We start from the raw sequence: 23252 nt of genomic DNA, 5'->3' as shown, positions 1-23252 counted from the left end.
GTCAGAAGCTTCGGCTGACCCAAATGTCCGGAGATTTTAATTTTCAATAAATCTTAAAATCATGAAAAAGTTAAGCTTAGAAATGTTAAGACTTCCTTCTGATGAGGTGCTTGGAAGAAGTCAGATGAAGAAGATTACTGGTGGTCGAACTTTCACTTGTTATTGTGGAAATGTTACTCAACCGACAAGTGGAGGATTTTATGTTTGGGCAGGAAATGTACAAGATGCAATTGAAGTGGCACAAGCTCAATGTGGAGGTGATCCTGTAACATGCGGAGGGGCCGTCCAATAAAATATTTAAAAATTTCTTTAGTTAAAACCTTAGGGGAATGGAAGGATGCCTTTGGCCTTTTGAAATTCTCCTAAGGATTTGGGATTTATTTATTACTTTAGATTTTGCTTTAACTAAATCCTCGTACAATTCAGAAAAGCGCAGGGATAAAAGTTTTCAAGAATACAACCACAATGTATTTATTGAAATTCATAACGATAACTTGACTTTAATATAAACTCTTTTATTTGGGTCAAGGGTTGGTTATCAATATAATACCAATAAAATTAGAGTATTCAAAAAAAAGGTTTATTTAACCTGCCTTGGGTAACAGTGTATATAGTAAAAATACGTGATCAACAATGGAAAAAACAAGGATAAGCATATTGATTTTTCTGGGGTTTTTACTGATTGCTTGTAAGGAACTTGAGATTACAGATTTATGGACTGTGGAGGTGCCTAATAAAACTAACCAAGGGATAGAATTACGTTCAATTTCAGATTCAATCACTGAAATTACTCTTGAAAATCATGAAGATGCATTGATAACCAATGTCAAAGAGGTGGTCAGAATCGATTCATACTTTGTTGTTATAACATTTGATCATCGAATATTAATTTTTGAGCATAGTGGGAAGTTTTTTAAAGTTTTGGGGAGACAAGGTGATGGGCCCGGTGAGTACCGATTTGTATCTGCTTTCGGTGTAGACGAGGATTTAAGGAAATTCTACATTGTTTCCTCGAGGAAGGTTCTCGTTTACAATTTCGAATTTGAATTGGTGGATAAATTTACCTTGGACTTTTTTATCAGTAATTTATCTTTTGACAAAGACAAGATTTATGTCATTTCTTACGAATATGAAATACCCGTGGATGGAGGGTTTGCCACTGAAACCTCGATGTATATTCTGGATAAAAACTTTAACGGTTTAGATTCCATTCCTATTAGAAGAGTCGTGAGAAAAGACAAGCAAGCAGGTTGGTTGGGCTATTCTAAATTCATCAGTACTAATGGATTCGATGATTTTATTTATGCACCTGTGGCTACAAATGAGCGCTTTTTACGCGATACTGTTTTTCAATTAGAAACAGATAGAATCATTCCTTATGCTAAATTACGTTTCGCGGAACCCCATTTGGATGAAAGGGGAATCAAAAGATATATGATTGCCAATATTTTTCTGACGGCCAACTATTTGGGTTCGCACTATTATAAGGATGGAAATGATATTTATTTTTTTATCTATAACAGAAAAACTTCAAAAGCTTATAATTTCAAAGGGGGACCACTTGATGATGAAGGCGATACCGTAGTTCTTAATTTATTGGATGCCAAAAGTGATACATTCTATTATGTCAAAACTGATGGATTTTCAAATACATCGAAGGAAGAACAAAACCCCGTTATCGGGATTGTAATGCTGAAATGATTACGAAATATTTAATCAAAGATGGTAAATCTGAATTTATGAACATATTAAAAATAAACAGGGGTTTCTGTTTTTGAGGCTGTCAAGATACAATACACAGAATCATAAAATTAATTTTATAATCTATTGAAAACCATCTTCCCTTTTTACAAACAACCCGACTTTAAAGACTGTGGTCCTACCTGTTTGCGCATCATAGCCAAGCACTGTGGCAAGTTGATATCGTTAAAAGAAATCAGAGAAATATCCGAAACTACGAGGGAAGGAAGTAGTCTATTGAAACTCAGTGATGCAGCAGAGGCTATGGGATTTAAGACCATAGGGGCAAAACTGAATTTTAATAAACTTAGAGAAGCCCCCCTTCCAGTTATTGTCCATTGGAACAAACAGCACTTTGTAGTGGTGTATAAAATCAGAAAAGATACTGTCTATATCTCAGATCCAGCTTATGGTCTGATCAAGTATTCTAAAGAAGAATTTATTTCACGATGGATCGGCAACAATGCCGATGAGCATACCAAAGAGGGAATCACTCTTTTGCTGGAACCTACCCCTACCTTCAGGAAAATGAAATGGGAGGATAAAGAGAAGCGTTCTTTAAGTTTCCTGTTCAAATACCTCTTCAACTATAAAAACCTGATTGCCCAGCTGGCCATCGGATTGCTGGTAGGCAGTCTCTTGCAGTTGATTTTTCCTTTCCTGATCCAGAGCATTGTGGATGTGGGGATCCAGAACCAGGACATCAACTTTATCTATCTGGTGCTTTTTGCCCAGATCATGCTCTTTCTGGGTAGGATGAGCGTGGAAGTGCTTCGCAGCTGGATATTGTTGCACCTGACCACAAGGATTAATATTTCACTTGTTTCGGATTTTTTTATCAAATTGATGAACCTGCCCATTTCCTATTTCGATACCCGCATGACTGGGGATATCATGCAACGTATCGGTGACCACCGCTCCGGGCCATCCCGAGCATGTGGCTTGGTATCATTGGTATTTAAGTCTTTGGCCTATTTTGGAACGGAGTTGAAAATCCTTTACCAGGGGTACGAAGGCGAAGCCTGCAGGCAGCCATGTTATTCAAAGGTACAACCTTCGGACAACTGAATACAGAATTTATTCAAAAACTATAAAAAAAGTTTTAAATTCCGAAAACTTCAAATTCACTTATCAATTAGTTTGGAGGGGGGGGATAAAACGAAGTTTTTAGAATTATCTTTGGTTTATTGCTATTAAAATAATTTAAATGCCTTCAAATTAGTAGGTTATAACGCAATATGGATTTGGTATTTAAAAATTTATTTTTTAGGTTAGACAACGTAATTAATCTTTTGAAAGAGATTATTTCTGATGAAGCTGTTTTTAACCTAAGTTTTTATGGAAAATTCTTATTTGATTTTAAAGAAAGTCCTACTTCTTCTGGATGTTCCTTTTACAAAAGAATACTTGAAAGATCAGGTAGCATCCCATCCCGAGCAGGAATCTTTGCTTACTATTTCAGATACCTTGAATCATTATAAGGTGGACAGCCTTGGGCTCAATATTACGACAGATAAACTGGACCAAATAACCCTGCCCTGCATCGTTCAACTTCAAGGGGATAGTTATCCCTATTTCAGTTGTATATCCGGTATATCTGTAGAAAGTGTGGAGTACACGGATTTAGAAGGCAAGAATGAAAACCTTTCAAAAAATGAGTTTGTAAATAAGTGGACGGGGATTACGCTACTTTTGGAGAAATCAGAAAACGCCTCAGAACCAGGCTATAGTACCAGAAGGAAAGAAAGCTTGATTTTTCGGGCTTTGTTTATTCTTTTTGGTGTTATCGGAGTAGTTTGGTTGATGGATAGCTTTTTGGATTTTTCAGGTGATTTATCCCATTCGATTGGGGCTTTTTCACTTTTCACCTTAAAATCGGCAGGGTTGATTATTTCCTCCATCTTGCTTTGGGCTGAGGTGGACAAAGGCAATTCAGCTATCAAAGAGTTTTGTTCCGGAGGGAAAAACATTGATTGTAATGCTGTCTCCAATTCCTTTTCTCTAAGTGGAGGTATCAGTTTAAGCATTATAGCCTTTTCATATTTTTTATCAGGTAGTCTTCATTTACTGCTGACTTCATTCTCAGGTACAGGATTGCAACTCTTAGCCTATTTAAGCTTTGCAGCGATTGCCATCGTTCCTATCTCCATCTATTATCAGTGGGCAAAAATCAAGAAATGGTGCATGCTGTGCCTTTGGATCTCGGCAATACTGACAGCAGAAATCCTGCTTAGTCAGATTTTTCTGGTGAACACAGTCTCCGTACAATTTCAGGAATTGACTTTGTTTTCCTTTCTATTTATAGGAACTGTTATAGCTTGGCTGAGTCTCAGGCCCTATTTACTGACCAAAAAGGAACTTCAGAAGCAAAAAAGCAAGCTTACCAGATTTTTATCCAACACCGATATTTTCGATCATTTTTTATCGGGTTCAAGAAGAATTTCCAATAATCCAGAAGGATTGGGAATATTGCTTAAAGGGGAAAATGCCAAATATCATGTACTCAAAGTATGCAATCCTTATTGTGGACCATGTGCTAATTCACATCCTATTTTGGAAGAATTGTTTGCTTCCGGAAACATAAACCTACAAGTCGTATTTCATCCCGGCGGAGGAGATGCAATTAAATATAAATCAATCATATTATGGCTGTAGCTGCTCAGGCCAATCAGGAGGAAATAATACAGGCACTTAACAATTGGTACTTGGCAGAGAATAAGGACTATGAAACCTTTGCCGCCAAATACCCCATGAATGGGGAACTAAAAGCACAGGAAGCTCACATACAAGACATGTTGAATTGGTGTGAACAGGAAAACATCAACTATACTCCCACCAGCTTTATCAATGGATAAGAACTTCCTAAAGCTTATACAGTTGAATACCTAAAATATATTTTGATATAAAAATATTCAGTCGCGATGGATGGTCAGAAGCTTCGGCTGACCCAAATGTCCGGAGATTTTAATTTTCAATAAATCTTAAAATCATGAAAAAGTTAAGCTTAGAAATGTTAAGACTTACTTCTGATGAGGTGCTTGGAAGAAGTCAGATGAAGAAGGTTACTGGTGGGGGGCATTATTATAGTTGTCATTGTACAGGAAGTGTAGGGTCTTGGACAGGATACTATGAAACACTTGCACAGAGAAATGCCGCTGTGGTTCGCAACTGCGCAAGTGAAGCTGGGTATTGTATAGGTGGACCAATGCAATAATCTAGAATAGCTAAATTTTTAATCTAATCTAATTGTGTGGCCATATCTCTAGAGATATGGCCACTTTAGAACAAAATAACTAAAACTGAAATGAGGTATTTATACTTATTGATACTTGTTGTGATGGCATTTTGTAAAGAAAAAACCGAGAAAAACAAGTCCGATTATTTTTCAAATCTTCGATTTTCAGCAGATACTGTAATCATTGATCCCCAAGATGAAATAATCTATTTAAAACATGCGCTATTTGGTGCGGACATAAGCAAAGACAAAAAGTACCTTTTTAACTTTAATGCGGAAGATAATACAGTTGAAAAAATAAATCTAGATGAGTTGGTGCTAGAGGAAAAACTACCTTTCGATAAAGAAGGCCCCAATGGGACAGGGGCTTATATAGGAACAGTGAACGTTCAAAACGGAAATCAAATAACTTTCAATGGAATAAACCAAACCGCATTATTTTCTTTGGATGGCAAAAAATTGATGACAGTTTTTTTGGAAAACTTTTCATTGGGAGGGCATACAATGAAAAGTTGGGAGGAATTAAGGCCAAATAGAATACTTGACACAGCTTCCAGTAGATTATATGGGTTAATCTATAGTATTATTGATAAGAGTCTTTTTTTAGGGATACTCCATTTGGACGAGTATGAGATATCAAAAATGGAAATGAAAACCTTTGAGAATTTGCCCAAATTTATCTTCACATTCTCTTCTCCCAATGTTATTAGTACCATATTACCAGGAATGGGAATTGAAAAGTTCGATACGAATTTGATAATATCCAATCAAATAACGAATGCGTTAATTTTGTATAATACCGAATTGGATACTCTAATTATTAAATCATTCAACAGTCAACTTACAGCCAATGAAAAAGTGAAAGAATATCAATTGGAACATGAAACTGATGAAAGTTTTGAAAGAGAATATGGCAGATTCCATCAAGAAATCAATTTCTTACCACCTTTTTGGGATGAAAAAAATCAGATCTTTTATAGGTTTTCCTACAGAGAAACAGCGTCTGAAAATAACCAAGATGAAGAAGCTAAATCGAAAGTATACCTGACGGCTTTTGACAAAGAGCTCAATCAGATAGGGGAAACCTTCGTTCCTAAATTGACAAAAAAGCCAGCAAAACATTTTGCAAAGGACGGCAAAATCTGGATTTATGAGAATATCAATGATGAGATGGGGTTTGTTGTGTTAACTATGTCCAAATAAGCTTTGTGTTGATATTTTTGTTTCCAGGCTTCTATACTTGATTTAAACTTTCCATTCTTTTCTTTTGAAAGCCACCTTCCCCTTCTACAAACAACCCGACTTTAAAGACTGTGGTCCCACCTGCTTGCGCATCATAGCCAAGCACTATGGCAAGCTGATATCGTTAAAAGAAATCAGAGAAATATCCGAAACTACGAGGGAAGGAAGTAGCTTATTGAAACTCAGTGATGCAGCAGAGGCTATGGGATTTAAGACCATAGGGGCAAAACTGAATTTTAATAAACTTAGAGAAGCCCCCCTTCCAGTTATTGTCCATTGGAACAAACAGCACTTTGTAGTGGTGTATAAAATCAGAAAAGATACTGTCTATATCTCAGATCCAGCTTATGGTCTGATCCAGTATTCTAAAGAAGAATTTATTTCACGATGGATCGGCAACAATGCCGATGAGCATACCAAAGAGGGAATCACTCTTTTGCTGGAACCTACCCCTACCTTCAGGAAAATGAAATGGGAGGATAAAGAGAAGCGTTCCCTTAGTTTCCTGTTCAAGTACCTCTTCAACTATAAAACCTCATTGCTTAACTGGCCATCGGATTGCTGGTAGGCAGTCTCTTGCAGCTGATTTTTCCTTTCCTGACCCAAAGCATTGTGGATGTGGGGATCCAAAACCAGGACATCAACTTTATCTATCTGGTCCTTTTTGCCCAGATCATGCTCTTTCTGGGGAGGATGAGTGTGGAAGTGCTCCGCAGTTGGATATTGACGCACCTGACCACAAGGATTAATATTTCACTTGTTTCGGATTTTTTTATCAAATTGATGAACCTGCCCATTTCCTATTTCGATACCCGGATGACTGGGGATATCATGCAAAGGATCGGAGACCACTGCTCCGGGCCATCCGGAGCATGTGGCTTGGTATCATTGGTATTTAAGTCTTTGGCCTATTTTGGAACGGAGTTGAAAATCCTTTACCAGGGGTACGAAGGCGAAACCTGCAGGCAGCCATGTTATTCAAAGGTACAACCTTCGGACAACTGAATACAGAATTTATTCAAAAACTATAAAAAAAGTTTTAAATTCCGAAAACTTCAAATTCACTTATCAATTAGTTTGGAGGAGGGGGGGGTAAAACGAAGCTTTTAGAATATTCTTTGGTAGTTGACTCTTTGAGTGATGTAATTGCCTGTAAAATAGTATGTTATAAACATTTCTAGATTTGGCATTTTAAAATTTATTTTTTTAGGTTAGCCAACGTAATTAATCTTTTGAAAGAGATTATTTCTGATGAAGCTGTTTTTAACCTAAGTTTTTATGGAAAATTCTTATTTGATTTTAAAGAAAGTCCTACTTCTTCTGGATGTTCCTTTTACAAAAGAATACTTGAAAGATCAGGTAGCATCCCATCCCGAGCAGGAATCTTTGCTTACTATTTCAGATACCTTGAATCATTATAAGGTGGACAGCCTTGGACTTAACCTTTCTGTAGAAAAGCTGGATCAAATTCCGCTTCCCTGTATTATACAGATTCAAGAAAATGGACATCCTTATTTTAGCATTCTCACTAAAGCGGAAATAGATTCTGTTGATTACCTGGATGAAAAGGGGAAAATCAAAAACACTTCAAAAGAGGAATTTGCCAAAAACTGGACAGGTGTAACTCTACTTTTGGAGAAGTCTGATAAATCAGGTGAACCTGGATTTAAGGCGAGACAGCAGGATGCTTTCGTCTTCCGGTTTCTGCTTTTTTCCTTAGTACTCATAAGCCTGATTGGGTTACTTGGTTTTTCTCAGCCTATTTTCGTAAATCAAACCCATGCACTTATAATTATGTCACTATTGCTTCTGAAAGCCATTGGATTGTTCATTTCCTCGGTTTTGCTTTGGTCAGAAGTTGATAAGGACAATAAGGCCATAAAAGATTATTGCACAGGAGGCAAAAATACAGACTGTAATTCAGTCATTTCTTCCTTTTCTTTGCCGGGAGGAATAAGCTTAAGCATTATAGCCTTTGCCTATTTCTTTTCAGGTGTTCTCTTTGTGCTTTTGTCTTCTTTCTCCGGATCAGGATTGCATTTACTTGGCTATTTGACTCTGTCCGGAGTATTTATAATTCCCATATCCATCTATTACCAATGGGCAAAAATAAGGAAATGGTGTGTGTTGTGCCTTTGGATTTCGACAGTACTGCTCGCAGAAATATTGCTTAGTCAGATTTTTCTGGTGAACACAGTCTCCGTACAATTTCAGGAATTGGCTTTGTTTTCCTTTCTATTTTTAGGGACAGAAGTGGCTTGGCTGAGTATTAAGCCATATTTTCTGACCAATAAGGAACTTCAAAAGCAAAAAAGTAAGCTTGCCAGATTTCTTTCCAACACAGAAATCTTTGAACATTTTTTATCGGGTTCAAGAAGTATTTCCAATAATCCAGAAGGATTGGGAATATTGCTTAAAGGGAAAAATGCCAAATATCATGTACTCAAAGTGTGTAATCCATACTGTGGGCCATGTGCTAATTCACATCCTATTTTGGAAGAATTGTTTGCTTCCGAAAACATAAACCTACAAGTCGTATTTCATCCCGGTGGAGAAGATGCAATTAAGTATAAAACAATCAGTCATATTATGGCTGTAGCTGCTCAGGCCAATCAGGAGGAAATCATACAGGCACTTGACGATTGGTACCTGCCAGAGAGGAAGGAGTATGAAACCTTTGCAGCCAAATACCCTATGAACGGGGAACTGAAAGCTCAGGAATCCTGCATAAAAGACATGTTGAATTGGTGTGAACTGGAAAATATCAGCTACACACCAACCATCTTTATCAATGGATATGAATTACCTAAGGCTTACAGTATAGAAGACCTAAAATATATTTTGATATAAAAATATTCAGTCGCGATGGATGGTCAGAAGCTTCGGCTGACCCAAATGTCCGGAGATTTTAATTTTCAATAAATCTTAAAATCATGAAAAAGTTAAGCTTAGAAATGTTAAGACTTACTTCTGATGAAGTATTGGAAAGAAGTCAAATGAAGAAGATTACTGGGGGGTATGGAAACAACTGCACTGTATGCTATCGTTATAACTCGAGCGGGCAGATAAATGGAACATATAACACTGCTGGTTCATGTCAAGCAGGAACAGTATGCTTTAATGACCCTTTTTGTTTTACATGGTCTTGTCATTGATCTTGCAGGTTAGGGTATCAGTTCACATCATGTTTAAGTAATGTAAATAAATTGGTTAAATAAGTATGGATTGACTTATGTTAGATAAATAAATTACCGAACTACTTCAAATAATTTTTTTTGGAGTGGTTCGGAATTTCTTGTCTTGTATTTTAAAATAATTTTATGTTTAGGGATCAAATATAGCTCCCTAATTTAAAAGACCTTCTAATTGTAGACTACAGATTTAAAGGGGGAAATCATAAAGAAAAATATACTTATCTCAACTATGAAACATATTACGAGAGTGTTGTTTTTTATTTTTATTTTTCAATTTCAAAATTGTGGAATTAAAGAATTTCCAGATTCTCTTCAATCTACAAAAACAATAGAAATCAAAAGGGATTTTTTAAAGGGAGATTCACCGGAATTTATAATTGAAATAATAGACACTATAAACCTAGAAGTTCCTGGAAATCCACCTCTTACTTCAATCCAAGATTTAGCTTTTTCGCAAGACTTCTTTGTTCTTTTGGACAGAAGGCAGGGTCTATTAAAGTTTGAAAACAATGGTAATTTTCTCGGGAAAATCGGAGGGAATGGAGAGGGACCAGATGAATATACTATGCCCTATGCGATTCACTTAAATGAAAAGGAAAATGTTGTCTTTGTTGCAGATTGGCAGAAAATGACTGTGATTTCTTATAACTTGGAAGGTGAATTTAACTCTGCAAGCAATAAATTGCCAGGGCATCCGATCTCCTTCTATAAAGACAATGATACCCTTCTGGTGGTTCAGGAGACGCTTAATGGTACCAAGGAAAAGCCCCGGCAGGTGTTGATTAGCTCAATTGAACCCAAAACCCTTGAAGTTGAAAACTGGGAAAGGCCACTTTATGGCTTTCATTCTGATTACACCAATATCCATCCAATCCCTAGGATAATAAGTCGGGTAGGCAATGTTCCCCTTTTTTATATGCCAATCATTCGGGGAGATATATCATCGCATAGTGACACGGATACGATTTTTAGAAAACAGGAGGGTCGATTGACCCCAGAATACCTACTTAATTTCATTGGATTTGACAACACACTTCAATTGGGAATGAGGCAAGTTGTGATGTCAAATAGCCATGCGTTTTTACGAATTGTATATGACAATACTTCCTATTTTATAGTAATTGATTTAGAAAGCAATCGTCCCCTAATTCATTTAAGGAAATTATTTGATCAGGCGATGACAGATGAAATGATTCCAAAGCCTTTTAAAGGAAATGTATATTACTCCATTCTTAGGGATAAACAAAATGCCCTAGAAAAAAATCCACTAATCGTTATGTATCGTTTGACATTCGCTAGAAATTAAGTTAAAAAATTTTGCTTATTACCACTGACTTTAGATGTTATAATTCTAAATCTGTTTTAAACTTTCAATACTATTCTATTCCTTTGAAAACCTCCTTCCCCTTCTACAAACAACCCGACACTAAAGACTGCGGTCCTACCTGTTTGCGAATCATTGCCAAGCATTACGGGAAACTGATTTCCCTCAAAGAAATACGGGAAATATCCGAAACTACTAGGGAAGGTAGCAGTTTGCTGAAATTGAGTGATGCTGCAGAGACCATGGGATCCAAAACCATTGGTGCCAAGTTAAGTTTTGAGAAACTCACTCAGGCTCCTTTACCCCTGATAGCCCATTGGGACAGGCAGCACTTTGTGGTAGTGTATAAAATCCGAAAAGATATCGTCTATATTTCTGACCCTGCCTATGGTTTGATCCGATATAATAAGCAGGAGTTTATTTCAAGATGGATCGACAACAATGCCAATGAGCAGACCAAAGAAGGCATCACCCTTCTGTTGGAGCCTACCCCAGTTTTCAGGAAAATGAAATGGGAGGATAAAGAGAAGCGTTCTTTAAGTTTCCTGTTCAAATACCTCTTCAACTATAAAAACCTGATTGCCCAGCTGGCCATCGGATTGCTGGTAGGCAGTCTCTTGCAGTTGATTTTTCCTTTCTTGACCCAGAGTATTGTCGATGTGGGGATCCAGAACCAGGACATCAACTTTATCTATCTGGTGCTTTTTGCCCAGATCATGCTCTTTCTGGGTAGGATGAGTGTGGAAGTGCTTCGCAGCTGGATATTGACGCACCTGATTACCTGGATCAATATTTCATTTGTTTCGGATATTTTCAGTGAACTTACATTCAGATACGTAATTTTTATAAAATTGTACTTTTAGTTTTTTATAAAAACTATGAAAAAAGCCATGTTCAAGTCATAAATGCAACGCCTAATTTTTTCATTAGACATTCGATAGGACTAAGATAATTAAACTTTCTTATTGGCCTGTTATTGATTTTGGTTTCTATATTTTGGATCTGTTCCCGAGAGATTTGATTGAGGTCAGTACCCTTTGGCAGGAAAGCCCTGATAAGTCCGATTCTGTTTTCCACTGTTCCTTTATCCTGTGAAGTGTATGGTCTTGTAAAGAATGTTGGGATATTGAATTTATCTCTGATTTTATAATGGTTTGCGAATGCCATATCATTATCGAAAGTGATTGATTTGAAGAACGAAGCACCAATTCTCTGTATTCTCTTTGCTATTTTCTGTTCAATGATATCTGCATTTTTACCATCAAGTTTCTCTATGGTAGTAACCAAGGTTGCCCTGTCCACCAGTACCAAAAGAGCTGATTTGTGGTTTTTCCCCATCATAAGGTCTACTTCAATATCTCCTATCCTTTGTCTTTTTTCAACTACAGGAGGCCTTTGGTCAATTGGAACTCTCTCCCTGATAATTCCTCTGGTATGCCTGTAATTACCTCTCTTACGCTTTCTTTTACCATGCCGGAGATTCTTGTAAAGCTCCCTGTCCCTTCGGTATCTCCAATGGCTACTTTTTTTGGCAGTAAATATCCAGTTGTAGAGTGTCTCATGACAAACCCCTTCTTTACCTTGTTTCTTCCAGGTGACCGATATTAGCTCTGGGCTCAATTTGTCAACAACAAGGAATTTGCGGGCCTCTTCTTTAAGGGACTCGGTAAATTTGATTCGCTTTCTCTTGAGTCTATGTCTTTCGTCTGTACGGTTCTGGGCAACTGCAGCCTTATATTCACCGCTATAACGGCCCCTCTTGCCGGTATTTCTTTGAAGTTCTCTGGATACAGTACTTTTGTTGACACCGATAATCGCAGCGATTTTGGTCTGGGAAGTTCCGTTTCTAAATAAAGCCTCTATTTGGTACCTTTGTTCCTGGCTGAGATGTTTAAATTTATTCATGACAACACTAAATTAATATTTTCAGCCTAAGGGAAGGAACCTAGGTTCCTTCCCTTAAACCCTTAGTGTTGCATTTATGACTTGAATATAGGAAAGTTAAAAATTCTGTAAATCATCAATTTACTTGTCAATTAGTTTGAATATTGGGGAGGTAAAACGAAAATTTTAAAATATAATTCTGAACTATGAGCTTAGAATATTTCAATTTATTGATTTTCATAGGGTTGTATTGTTTTGTGTTTTTGGAATTTCAAAATCTAATGATTAAGTTCAAAAGTGCTTTTATTATTTTAAAGCACTTGGTAGAATGATTTAGGTATTTTGAAAATTTTAGTTTTTATGGGGAATTCCTTTTTGATTTTGAAGAATATTCTGCTGCTACTGGATGTTCCTTTTACGAATGGCTATCTGAAAGATAAAGTGGCATCCCATCCTGAACAGGAATCCTTGCTTACCATTTCGGATACCTTGAATCATTATATGGTGGATAGCCTTGGACTTAACCTTTCCATAGAAAAGCTGGATCAAATTCCGCTTCCCTGTATTGTACAGATTCAAGAAAATGGACATCCTTTTTTTAGTGTGCTCACTAAATCGGAAATAGATACCGTATCCTACCTGGATGAAAAGGGAAAAATCAAAAACACTTCAAAAGAGGATTTTGCCAAAATTTGGACAGGTGTAACTCTACTTTTGGAGAAGTCTGATAAATCAGGTGAACCTGGATACAAAGAAAGACAGCGGGAAGTTGTAGTGTTCCGATCATTGCTTGGTCTCCTTGGACTAATAAGTCTCATTGGGTTAATTGCTTTTTATCAGCCTATTTTCGCAAACCCATACCAAGCGCTTATAATTTTGTTCCTTTTCCTCCTTAAAGTTACTGGATTGTTCATTTCCTCGGTTTTGCTTTGGTCAGAAGTTGATAAGGACAATAGAGCCATTCAGGATTTTTGTTCAGGAGGAAAAAATATAGACTGTAATTCAGTTACCTCTTCCTTTTCTTTGCCAGGAGGGATAAGTTTAGGCATCATAGCCTTTGCCTATTTCTTTTCTGGAGGTATGCTTTTGCTTTTGACTTCGTTTTCAGGTTCAGGATTGCAGCTGCTTGGCTATTTGAGTCTGTCCGGAGTATTTATAATTCCCATATCCATCTATTACCAATGGGCAAAAATAAGGAAATGGTGTGTGTTGTGCCTTTGGATTTCGACAGTACTGCTCGCAGAAATATTGCTTAGTCAGATTTTTTTGGTAAACTCCGGCTCCGTAAAAATCCAGGATTTGACATTGTTTTCCTTCCTATTTTTAGGGACAGTAGTGGCTTGGCTGAGTCTTAAGCCATATTTCCTGGCTAAAAAGGAACTCCAAAAGCAAAAAAGCAAATTGGCCAGGTTTCTCTCCAATAGTGAAACCTTTGATCATTTTTTATCGGGTTCAAGAAGAATTTCCAATAATCCAGAAGGATTGGGAATAATGCTTAAAGGGGAAAATGCCAAATATCATGTACTTAAAGTATGCAACCCATACTGTGGACCATGTGCTAATTCACATCCTATTTTGGAAGAATTGTTTGCTTCAGGAAACATAAACCTACAAGTCGTATTTCATCCCGGTGGAGAAGATGCAATTAAATACAAAACTATTAGTCATATTATGGCAGTAGCTGCTCAAGCCAATCAAGAGCAGATACAGAAAGTACTTGACGATTGGTACCTGCCTGAGAAGAAGGACTATGAAACCTTTGCCGCCAAATACCCTATGAACGGGGAACTGAAAGCTCAGGAATCCTGCATAAAAGACATGTTGAATTGGTGTGAACTGGAAAATATCAGCTACACACCAACCATCTTTATCAATGGATATGAATTACCTAAGGCTTACAGTATAGAAGACCTAAAATATATTTTGATATAAAAATATTCAGTCGCGATGGATGGTCAGAAACTTCGGCTGACCTTAATGTCCGGGGAGTCTAATATTCAAAAAAATCCAAAGAAAATGAAAAAGTTCAGCTTAGAAATGCTCAGACTTACTTCTGATGAAGTACTTGGGAGAAGTCAGATGAAGAAGATAAGGGGCGGCAGTGATGCTAGTTTACCAGGAGATGGCTTTACTATGTGCGATTGTTCAACTTCTAGTGGAACTAAAATTGCAACTTGTTCTGATGATCTTGTAGCAATGGGCGGAAATTTATGCTGTCAAGCAAGCTATGGATCAGGGTCTCAACAATCAGGTTGTTAATTTAAACTTAGTTGCAATATTCACTAAAAGAGGAGGCTGATTCATATTCAGCCTCTTTTAAGAATTAATTTTCTAATAAGAAAAATAATTTCTTTCAAATACAAGCTTTAATGATATTGATAAAAATAAAATTTCAAAATTATAGTTTTAAGAAACTAAATCGCCTCAGAATTGATGGGAAATGGGAGCCAATTTTCATAGCCTTTGTTTTATTTAATTCTTTTTTTTTCACTTCATGTAACCGGAATGAAAATTCCGAAATTAAGGATTTAGGTTTCTATCTTGAGCTTGTGGATTCTGTAAAAATTGAGATACCCTACGAGTTTGGCTTGGTATTCCCCAAAGTTATTGATGGTAAACTTTTAGCTTATAGCTATCTTGATCAGACTTTCCATGTTCTTGATTCAAAGGGTAGGCTTCAGAACTCATTTAATCATCAGGGAGAGGGGCCTAAAGATTATACCAGGAATCTGTCATTCGTTACGATAAACAACGGACACTTGATTTTCATGGATAATAAAAAGCTATCATATTTCAGTTATCAGGGTGAATGGGTGAAGAGTATCCCCTTTAATGACCCAAACAAAAGCCTAAGGGGAGGAATGCCTTCTAATGAACTGGACTTTGTTGGGGAAAATAAATTTATCGTTCCGAATATTTACCTAGACGGCCTTTCAAGAAGACCAGATCATCGGGCTGTTCTTGATTCTGTGCCAATTTGGCTTCAATATGAATACTCTCAAATAACAAATCAATTTGAAATAACTGAGTTCGGTCACTTAGACACTATGAGTGTTTTTTTCTCTGATTTTAAGTATAACAGTTATTCACCAAAGACTTTTGTGAATGGCGGGAATGTGAATCTTTTTTTCAATTTGACGCCGATCATTTATACGTACAGTATTGGAGAATCAAAGTATCCAATAGAGAAAATAAAATTAGATGTCCCAGGATTTAAAGAGCCTATTGGATTGGATTACAAATCTATGACAATTGATAACTATCGGCATTTTAATAAAGCAAGTGATATAAATAGCCACATCAATGATGTTATATCTTTGGATAATGAGCGGATTTTCTTTGTTTACAATCAAGGTAAAAATATAAGAATGAATGACAGTGAAGCTGATGCCATTGAAGCCCCTGATCCCTTGTTTTACGGTTATTATTATGATTTTTCTTCTAGAAATGGGAGTCAAGTAGTTTTACCAGAGCACAATGGTCATCCTTCATTTTGGAAAAAGGTATCTTATTTGGGAAACAATAAATTTCTTTTCGTTTTTGAAAATGAAATTGAAAGAGACTTTTATTGGGGGAAAATATTTGAATTGAAATCATTTAACCACTAATATTTTTAAGAATTACATATTTTAAATGATTAGTTTTTGGTGTAAAAAATATTCAGTCGCGATGAATGGTCAGAGTCTTCGGCTGACCTTAATGCCCGGAGATGTTAATATTCATTAAAATCTATTATCATGAAAAAGTTAAGTTTAGAAATGCTCAGACTTACTTCTGATGAAGTATTGGAAAGAAGTCAGATGAAGAAGATTACCGGGGGGTACGGAAACTTCAAATGCTGCGTTGGTTCAAGCTGTAGCGCTTGTGTTACCTGTAAATCTGATTGCAGGTGTTCTGTTGGATCTTTAACATCTTGTTAAAAAGTAAATCACAAAACTGTGCGATGAATTCATACTAGTACAGTTTTGTGATCTTTAATATTAAAAATGTAAATAGATATTTTCTGAATTGTTCCCCTAAAATAGAATTATATGATTTTCAAGAATTCATTGTTCTTAATAATTATTTTCATACAGTTTGCCTGCACCACAGGACAAAAAAAAATTGAACTGATTTCAAATGAAGGAGAAGTTGAATTTGAGTTTTTGGATTCTCTTAGGATTGAATCACTGGTTGAACTATATCTTGCTGACAAAAATGAACAAACGCAGCATCTCCTTTTCAATGAGAGGCAAATGGAGGAATTATTGATTACAGATCTTAAGGGAAATATTATTTCACGGTTTGAACCAAAGGGAGAAGGTCCTAATAAGGTAGAAATTCCTTTGGAAGTGGCTTTTTGGCAAGAAGGAATAGTAATCAAGGAAATGTCTCCAGAGCATAAGTTTAATTTTTTCGATGGGAACTTTAAAAAAATAGCCCAAAGTCCAGCACTAACAAAAGGGCTAAATTTTCTTACCATTTACAATTCACACAGGAGTTTTTCAGTCCTTGAAAATGATGGCAAAACCTTTATTATCGGTCAGGATTTAAATCTGATTCCGGATCTATTTTTAGACGAAAAATCCGAGAATTGGAGCTTTTATGAAAATGCTGATATTGGATATATCTATTATAGAGATACTGAAGAATTAAAAACAATTAATTTATATCCAAAAACATGGAGGCCAAGACTAGAAGAGAAATGGGTGGGAAGGGTTTCTTCCTATTTGCAGGTTTCGAAAAGTGATAATAGAGTAGCTGTACTCCCAAGTGTTGGCAATGAGCTGTTTTTTTATGAATTGAAAGACGCAGGCATTTCTCCCCTTTTCCAAATATCGCTTATTCATCCTGAAAGAAAAGTTGATTTTCCCTTCGATCCCAAAAATGACTATGTATTATATCCATTTTTTACACAATTATTCAGTGGAGGCAATTACTTTTTAGCAGAATTTCACACAGAATTACCCCAAGAAATTTATGATTCTTTTCGAGCAAAAGGTGAGGAGTTTCATAGTGATCCGGAATACTGGTCTACATTGGAGAATTTCCGAAAAGTAAAATATATCCTAATCGATAAAAACGGAATTCAGGGTGCAATTTCAGAACTTCCAATTTCTGGTTCAGTACACTTTATGGACTCAAATGATATTTTATACGTAAAGCGTTCTTCAGAAAACGAATTGGATTATAATGTTTATTATCGTTACAGAGTGTTTTTAAAATAATTTTAATGGAAAACATTTCTTAAAAAGAACGGATTATTTTGAAAACCACCTTCCCCTTTTACAAACAACCCGACTTTAAAGACTGTGGTCCCACCTGCTTGCGCATCATAGCCAAGCACTATGGCAAGCTGATTTCCCTCAAAGAAATCAGAGAAATATCCGAAACTACGAGGGAAGGAAGTAGCTTATTGAAACTCAGTGATGCAGCAGAGGCTATGGGACTTAAGTCCATAGGGGCAAAATTGAATTTTAATAAACTTAGTGAAGCCCCCCTTCCAGTTATTGTCCACTGGAACAAACATCACTTTGTAGTGGTGTATAAAATCAGAAAAGATATTGTCTATATCTCAGATCCAGCTTATGGTCTGATCCAGTATTCTAAAGAAGAATTTATTTCACGATGGATCGGCAACAATGCCGATGAGCATACCAAAGAAGGTATTACGCTCCTGCTTGAACCTACCCCTGCCTTCAGAAAAATGAAATGGGAGGATAAGGAAAAACGTTCCCTTAGCTTCCTTTTCAAATACCTCTTCAATTATAAAAACCTGATTGCCCAGCTGGCCATCGGATTGCTGGTAGGCAGTCTCTTGCAGTTGATTTTCCCTTTCCTGACCCAGAGCATTGTGGATGTGGGGATCCAGAACCAGGACATCAACTTTATCTATCTGGTGCTTTTTGCACAGATCATGCTGTTTTTGGGCAGGATGAGCGTGGAAGTGCTCCGAAGTTGGATTTTATTGCACCTCACTACCAGGATCAATATTTCCTTAGTCTCGGATTTTTTTATCAAATTGATGAACCTGCCCATTTCCTACTTTGACACCCGCATGACCGGGGATATCATGCAGAGGATTGGCGACCACCGCAGGATAGAAAACCTGCTTACGGGAACCACGCTCAGTACTTTATTTTCTTTTTTCAATCTGATCGTTTTTGGGGCTGTGCTGATCTATTACAGTTTTACCATTTTTTTGATCTTCCTTGGAGGAAGCGTATTGTACCTTGCATGGGTGCTGTTTTTTATGAAGCGGCGCAGGGAACTGGACTACAAGCGCTTTGCCCAGATGAGCCAGGAACAAAGTACGGTGATCGAACTGATCAACGGCATGCAGGAAATCAAGATGCACAATACCGAAAAGCAAAAGCGCTGGAGCTGGGAATTTGTACAGGCCAGGTTGTTTCAAGTATCTGTCCAGTCTTTATCTCTGGAACAGGCCCAGCAGGTAGGATCTTCAGTCATCAACGAGCTGAAAAACATCCTGATCACTTTCTCTTCCGCCGTATTGGTCATCGAAGGTAATCTCACTCTAGGAATGATGCTGGCCCTACAGTACATCATCGGGCAGTTGAATGGACCGATAACGGAACTTGTGGGCTTTGTCAGGTCCTATCAGGATGCTACTATCAGTCTGGAGCGGCTTAATGAAATCCATGACAGGGAAGATGAGGAAAATACTGAGGTTAAGTTTATCCGGAACATCCTGCCAAATGAGGCAATTGAAGTAAAGGACCTTTCCTTCCGCTATGTGGGAGCAGATGAACCTGTACTATCCGATGTAAACCTGAGCATTCCCCCTCAGCAGGTAACTGCCATAGTGGGTGCAAGTGGAAGTGGGAAAACCACCCTGATGAAGCTCCTGCTGAAATTTTATGAGCCGACATCCGGGGAAATCCGCTATGGGAAGCATGACCTCAAAACCATCAGTGCTAAAAGCTGGCGGGACTTATGCGGGGTGGTGATGCAGGAAGGCTATGTGTTTAATGATACCATTGCAGCCAATATTGCCGTAGGTCAGGACGGAATTGACCAAGAAAGGTTGCTGGAAGCTGCCAGAATCGCTAATATTCTGGATTTCATCCAGTCACTTCCACTTGGCTTTAATACCAAAATCGGCAATGAAGGAATAGGTATGAGTACAGGGCAGAAGCAGCGCCTGTTTATCGCCAGAGCAATTTATAAAAATCCTGATATGCTTTTTTTCGATGAGGCCACCTCGGCCCTTGATGCCAAAAATGAACGTGAGGTCATGGAAAATCTCCGGAGTTTTATACAGGGCAAAACGGTATTTATCATTGCCCACAGGCTGAGTACGGTGCGAAATGCGGATCAGATCATTGTGATCGATCAGGGGAGGATTGTAGAGCAGGGAACTCACATGGAATTGGTCAATGCCCAAGGTATATATTTTGATTTGGTGAAAAACCAGCTGGAACTCGAAAAAATTAACGGAAACTGATTATGCCACTAGCTCCTTCCCAAAACGACAACCTACACCTTCGCTCGGAAGAAGTTCAGGAAATCATCTCCAGGCCCCCTGCCTGGCTGATAGGGTGGGGGATTACCCTTGTGTTTCTGATGCTGTCACTACTGATAGGACTGTCCTTTCTGATCAGGTATCCTGATTTTGTAGAGGCCAAGGTTCTGGTGACCACTGCTGATCCGACCGAACGTATTGCTGCAAGGTTTTCGGGACAGATTGAGACTTTATTTGTGAAAAACGGGGATAAAGTGGGCATAGGGCAGCCCTTGGCAGGAATCAAGAGTACGGCCAAAATAGAAGATGTACTTTTTTTGAAAGCCACGTTGGAACAAGAGCCTTTTGTCGCGGACAATGACTTTTTATTTCCAGTTAATATACTCACTGAATTGGTGCTGGGTGAAATAGGGTTGCCTTTTTTGGAATTCGAAAGGAGCTATATGGAATACAGATTGATAAAAGAACTCCAGCCTTTTGCCGGTCAGATGGAAGGCACCAAAGCTTCGATAGAAGAGATCCAAAAAAGGATAAACAGCCAGCAATCCCAAAAGGAACTTCTTGACCGCAGATTGTATCTGGCCAAGATCGATTATGAGCGGAACAAGGGCCTTCACAAAGATGGTATCATTGCAGACAAGGATTTTGAGTCCAGAGAAATGGAATACCTACAAATTGAAGAACAGGTGAACCTCATGGCCATTTCCATTTCACAATTACATGAAGCGCTTAGCACTGCCAACCAGACCGTCCGGAGCACAAACATCAATAAGGAAGAACAGGAAGCCCGTGCACTTAAAAACCTGATACAATCCTACCAGAGTTTAAAGCGCAGTTTGAGGGACTGGGAATACACCTATCTAATGAAGTCTTCGATCAATGGAAAAGTCAGTTTCCAGAAGGTCTGGGGCGCCAACCAACAGGTCAATGCCGGAGAGTTGGCATTTACGGTATTGCCTGAAAACAAAGCAGAATTGATGGGAGCTATGAAAATATCTCCCCAGAATGCGGGGAAAGTGGGTGTTGGCCAAAAGGTATTGATCAAATTGGACAATTATCCATTTCAGGAATATGGGGCCCTAATCGGAAAGATTTCCAGCATTTCGGTTTCGCCGGACGATGAGTTCAACTACTTGGTATATTCCTCATTGCCTAATGGGACAACAACTTCTTTTAACCGAGAAATCCCATTCAATCAGGAGCTTTTGGGGAATGCGGAAATCATCACGGAAGAATTAAGTGTGGCAGAGCGTTTATTTTTCAAGTTCAGGTCAATAATGATTTATTAGGATGAAAATTGTACACACATTTTGGATAGATGAAGGTAAGGATCCTTTCAAGGACAGCTTTGGATGGTGCAGTGCACAGTACCATGTAATCAGTTGGGCATTGAGCTGCTTACAACTACACAAATTTTACGACAATATAGAATTGATCACAGACCATAAAGGAAAGGATTTACTGATTGACCAACTGAAATTGCCTTACAAGAAAGTAAGAATTGAACTGGATGATCTGGACTTTGTTGATGTCTCCGGCTTGTGGGTAATGAAAAAAATATACTCCTATACCCTTCATGAGGAGCCTTTCCTGAATGTTGACGGGGATGTATATATTTTTAAGCCTTTACCGGATCATCTCTTTTCGGGTCAGTTAATTGCACAAAATATAGAACAGGGATTTGACTATTATAAGGAATTGGTTGATTTGGTTGAAAATACTTTTGACTTTGTGCCTTCTTTTTTTTCTACTCATTACAATCAAGATAAAACCTTAAATGGGTCAAATGCGGGGATTATAGGAGGACAGCATTTCGGCTTTTTTAAACTGTATTTTGAAAACGTAAGAGCCTTCGTAGATTTAAATAAAACTAAAATTAACCAATTGCCTGATACTTTGATTTCAAACTTCAATGCTGTTGTCGAGCAATTTATATTTTACAGATTGAGTCAGGAATTAGAAATTCCAATCCGATACTATCTGCCACCTTCTTTAGACCCTGCCTTTGACGGGTATGCCGACTTCCATTATCTGCCGAAAAATTGCCCCTACATACACGCAATGGGTAGTTTTAAAAAAAATGGATGGGTTTGCGAACAAATGGCTCATAGGCTTAGAGTTGATTATCCGGAGTATTATTACCGCATTCTAAGTCTATTTGAAACTAAGGCGATAGGTGAAAAGGAAAACCAAGCCCAAGAACTGGCCTTTTATTCCCAACCTCATAAATCTAGCTATTCGATAAAATACAACATCAAATCTGAAGAGGAAAAATTCCAAAGAACTTGGCAACTCGCTTCCTTGGTCCTTAATCCTGAAAATAACTCAATGAATGCGAGTGAGATTTCCATATTACAAGCACTGGAGCTTATGGAAAAGGAACCGGACAACAGATCAACGGCGGTTTTGAAAGATGTGTTTGAATTTGAAAATGAAAAGATAAGATTGATCCGTTCCATGCCACATGACGGTCTTATTTGCGAGAATGAACAAAATGCTATTGACAATGCGGACATGGCTTTTTCAGATGATCTATGGAGAGAAAAGGTAAGGTTGAAATTATCCCCACTGACAATGACCATAGAATCCCAATGGGACTGGTCTCAAAATCATGTATTGTTTACCCGATTAAAGCACAATAACATCGAAAACAATTTGACAGCTGAACCTTATTATTACCAGACCTTATTGTTACCTGATAAGCTTCATGGGGAAGTTATAGAATATTTGTTGAACCCCGTAGAGACTTATGTTTTCTCACTGCTATCAAAAGAGAGTTATTTGGCTTTTTCAGAGATCCTATTTCAAGCAGATAGATTCTTCGAAAATGTAAATAAACAAAAGCTATTGGTTTATTTGGAAGAAGCTATAAGATTTCTCGCATACAGTGGGGTACTTATCTTAAAAGTTAATAAAGGCGATCTAAAAACTTATAAAAATCCTAAAATCCGCAGGATTTTAGTTTGGAGATTTGAATCTGCTTGTTTGTGTTCATTTTTGGTCTAGTTCGGGAATTTCTTCCCTTTGATTGAAGAGTGTTCATAGTTTTGAGACAATGGATTTTAGGTTTGAGGATAAAATGGACGGTTTTTTTCCTCAATTTTAATGGAAAAGGCATACCTCTTCCCTGTAAATCTTTATTTTTTGAGCTCCTGAGGGGTTTTTATC

20 protein-coding genes are annotated in these 23252 nt (G+C 37.6%); 19 read left to right on the top strand and 1 reads right to left on the bottom strand.

Features of this window, described 5'->3' with window-relative positions; genetic code table 11:
* The first annotated feature begins 61 nt into the window (after positions 1-61).
* The 12 genes from BC751_RS06755 (at position 62) to BC751_RS06705 (ending at position 11598) form a co-directional block, all read left to right on the top strand.
* Positions 62-292, top strand: a complete 231-nt coding sequence (locus BC751_RS06755; protein WP_130274876.1) for a hypothetical protein — start codon at positions 62-64, stop codon at positions 290-292.
* 341 nt (positions 293-633) lie between these two features.
* Complete coding sequence (locus BC751_RS06750; protein WP_130274875.1) at positions 634-1701, top strand: 6-bladed beta-propeller; 1068 nt, start codon at positions 634-636, stop codon at positions 1699-1701.
* 126 nt (positions 1702-1827) lie between these two features.
* The gene (locus BC751_RS06745; RefSeq protein ID WP_242617394.1) at positions 1828-2808 is read left to right on the top strand and encodes a cysteine peptidase family C39 domain-containing protein; all 981 of its coding nucleotides are present in this window, start codon (positions 1828-1830) and stop codon (positions 2806-2808) included.
* Between the two features lie 270 nt (positions 2809-3078).
* Positions 3079-4395 carry a cysteine peptidase family C39 domain-containing protein gene (locus BC751_RS06740; protein WP_242617393.1) on the top strand — a complete coding sequence of 439 codons (1317 nt, stop codon included), beginning with the start codon at positions 3079-3081 and terminating at the stop codon, positions 4393-4395.
* The gene (locus BC751_RS22335; protein WP_242617392.1) at positions 4386-4595 is read left to right on the top strand and encodes a hypothetical protein; all 210 of its coding nucleotides are present in this window, start codon (positions 4386-4388) and stop codon (positions 4593-4595) included. The genes BC751_RS06740 and BC751_RS22335 overlap by 10 nt, the downstream gene beginning before the upstream one ends.
* A gap of 134 nt (positions 4596-4729) precedes the next feature.
* Positions 4730-4954 carry a hypothetical protein gene (locus tag BC751_RS06735; protein WP_130274874.1) on the top strand — a complete coding sequence of 75 codons (225 nt, stop codon included), beginning with the start codon at positions 4730-4732 and terminating at the stop codon, positions 4952-4954.
* Between the two features lie 90 nt (positions 4955-5044).
* The gene (locus BC751_RS06730; protein ID WP_130274873.1) at positions 5045-6178 is read left to right on the top strand and encodes a DUF4221 family protein; all 1134 of its coding nucleotides are present in this window, start codon (positions 5045-5047) and stop codon (positions 6176-6178) included.
* 64 nt (positions 6179-6242) lie between these two features.
* On the top strand, positions 6243-6785 hold the full coding sequence (locus BC751_RS06725) for a cysteine peptidase family C39 domain-containing protein (protein WP_242617391.1): 543 nt from the start codon (positions 6243-6245) through the stop codon (positions 6783-6785).
* On the top strand, positions 6776-7222 hold the full coding sequence (locus tag BC751_RS22330; protein ID WP_242617390.1) for an ABC transporter transmembrane domain-containing protein: 447 nt from the start codon (positions 6776-6778) through the stop codon (positions 7220-7222). The genes BC751_RS06725 and BC751_RS22330 overlap by 10 nt, the downstream gene beginning before the upstream one ends.
* Positions 7223-7495: 273 nt before the next feature.
* Positions 7496-9067, top strand: a complete 1572-nt coding sequence (locus tag BC751_RS06720; RefSeq protein ID WP_130274872.1) for a cysteine peptidase family C39 domain-containing protein — start codon at positions 7496-7498, stop codon at positions 9065-9067.
* A gap of 573 nt (positions 9068-9640) precedes the next feature.
* A complete protein-coding gene (locus tag BC751_RS06710) occupies positions 9641-10717 on the top strand; it encodes a 6-bladed beta-propeller (RefSeq protein ID WP_130274870.1) in 1077 nt (358 codons plus the stop codon).
* 83 nt (positions 10718-10800) lie between these two features.
* The gene (locus tag BC751_RS06705) at positions 10801-11598 is read left to right on the top strand and encodes a cysteine peptidase family C39 domain-containing protein (protein WP_130274869.1); all 798 of its coding nucleotides are present in this window, start codon (positions 10801-10803) and stop codon (positions 11596-11598) included.
* A 31-nt stretch (positions 11599-11629) separates the two neighbouring features.
* Here BC751_RS06705 and BC751_RS06700 read toward each other — a convergent pair whose 3' ends face one another.
* Positions 11630-12640 (bottom strand): IS30 family transposase, encoded by a 1011-nt coding sequence (locus tag BC751_RS06700; protein ID WP_130273814.1) that lies wholly within the window; start codon positions 12638-12640, stop codon positions 11630-11632.
* Positions 12641-12979: 339 nt separating this feature from the next.
* Between BC751_RS06700 and BC751_RS06695 the strand changes: the two genes are divergently transcribed.
* From BC751_RS06695 to BC751_RS06660, 7 genes are all read left to right on the top strand, one after another.
* Positions 12980-14551, top strand: a complete 1572-nt coding sequence (locus tag BC751_RS06695; protein ID WP_130274868.1) for a cysteine peptidase family C39 domain-containing protein — start codon at positions 12980-12982, stop codon at positions 14549-14551.
* Between the two features lie 84 nt (positions 14552-14635).
* On the top strand, positions 14636-14878 hold the full coding sequence (locus BC751_RS06690) for a hypothetical protein (protein WP_130274867.1): 243 nt from the start codon (positions 14636-14638) through the stop codon (positions 14876-14878).
* Positions 14879-14988: 110 nt separating this feature from the next.
* Positions 14989-16227: a hypothetical protein gene (locus BC751_RS06685; RefSeq protein ID WP_130274866.1), complete on the top strand. Its 1239-nt coding sequence runs from the start codon at positions 14989-14991 to the stop codon at positions 16225-16227.
* A 423-nt stretch (positions 16228-16650) separates the two neighbouring features.
* Complete coding sequence (locus BC751_RS06675; RefSeq protein WP_130274864.1) at positions 16651-17826, top strand: hypothetical protein; 1176 nt, start codon at positions 16651-16653, stop codon at positions 17824-17826.
* A 32-nt stretch (positions 17827-17858) separates the two neighbouring features.
* The gene (locus BC751_RS06670) at positions 17859-20066 is read left to right on the top strand and encodes a peptidase domain-containing ABC transporter (RefSeq protein WP_207226947.1); all 2208 of its coding nucleotides are present in this window, start codon (positions 17859-17861) and stop codon (positions 20064-20066) included.
* A 2-nt stretch (positions 20067-20068) separates the two neighbouring features.
* The gene (locus tag BC751_RS06665) at positions 20069-21373 is read left to right on the top strand and encodes an HlyD family secretion protein (protein WP_130274862.1); all 1305 of its coding nucleotides are present in this window, start codon (positions 20069-20071) and stop codon (positions 21371-21373) included.
* A gap of 1 nt (position 21374) precedes the next feature.
* Positions 21375-23090 (top strand): DUF6734 family protein, encoded by a 1716-nt coding sequence (locus BC751_RS06660; protein WP_130274861.1) that lies wholly within the window; start codon positions 21375-21377, stop codon positions 23088-23090.
* Positions 23091-23252: the final 162 nt, after the last annotated feature.

The sequence above is a fragment of the Cecembia calidifontis genome (assembly GCF_004216715.1).
Lineage (GTDB): Bacteria > Bacteroidota > Bacteroidia > Cytophagales > Cyclobacteriaceae > Cecembia_A > Cecembia_A calidifontis.
This window is presented reverse-complemented; position numbering and strand designations above follow the sequence as displayed.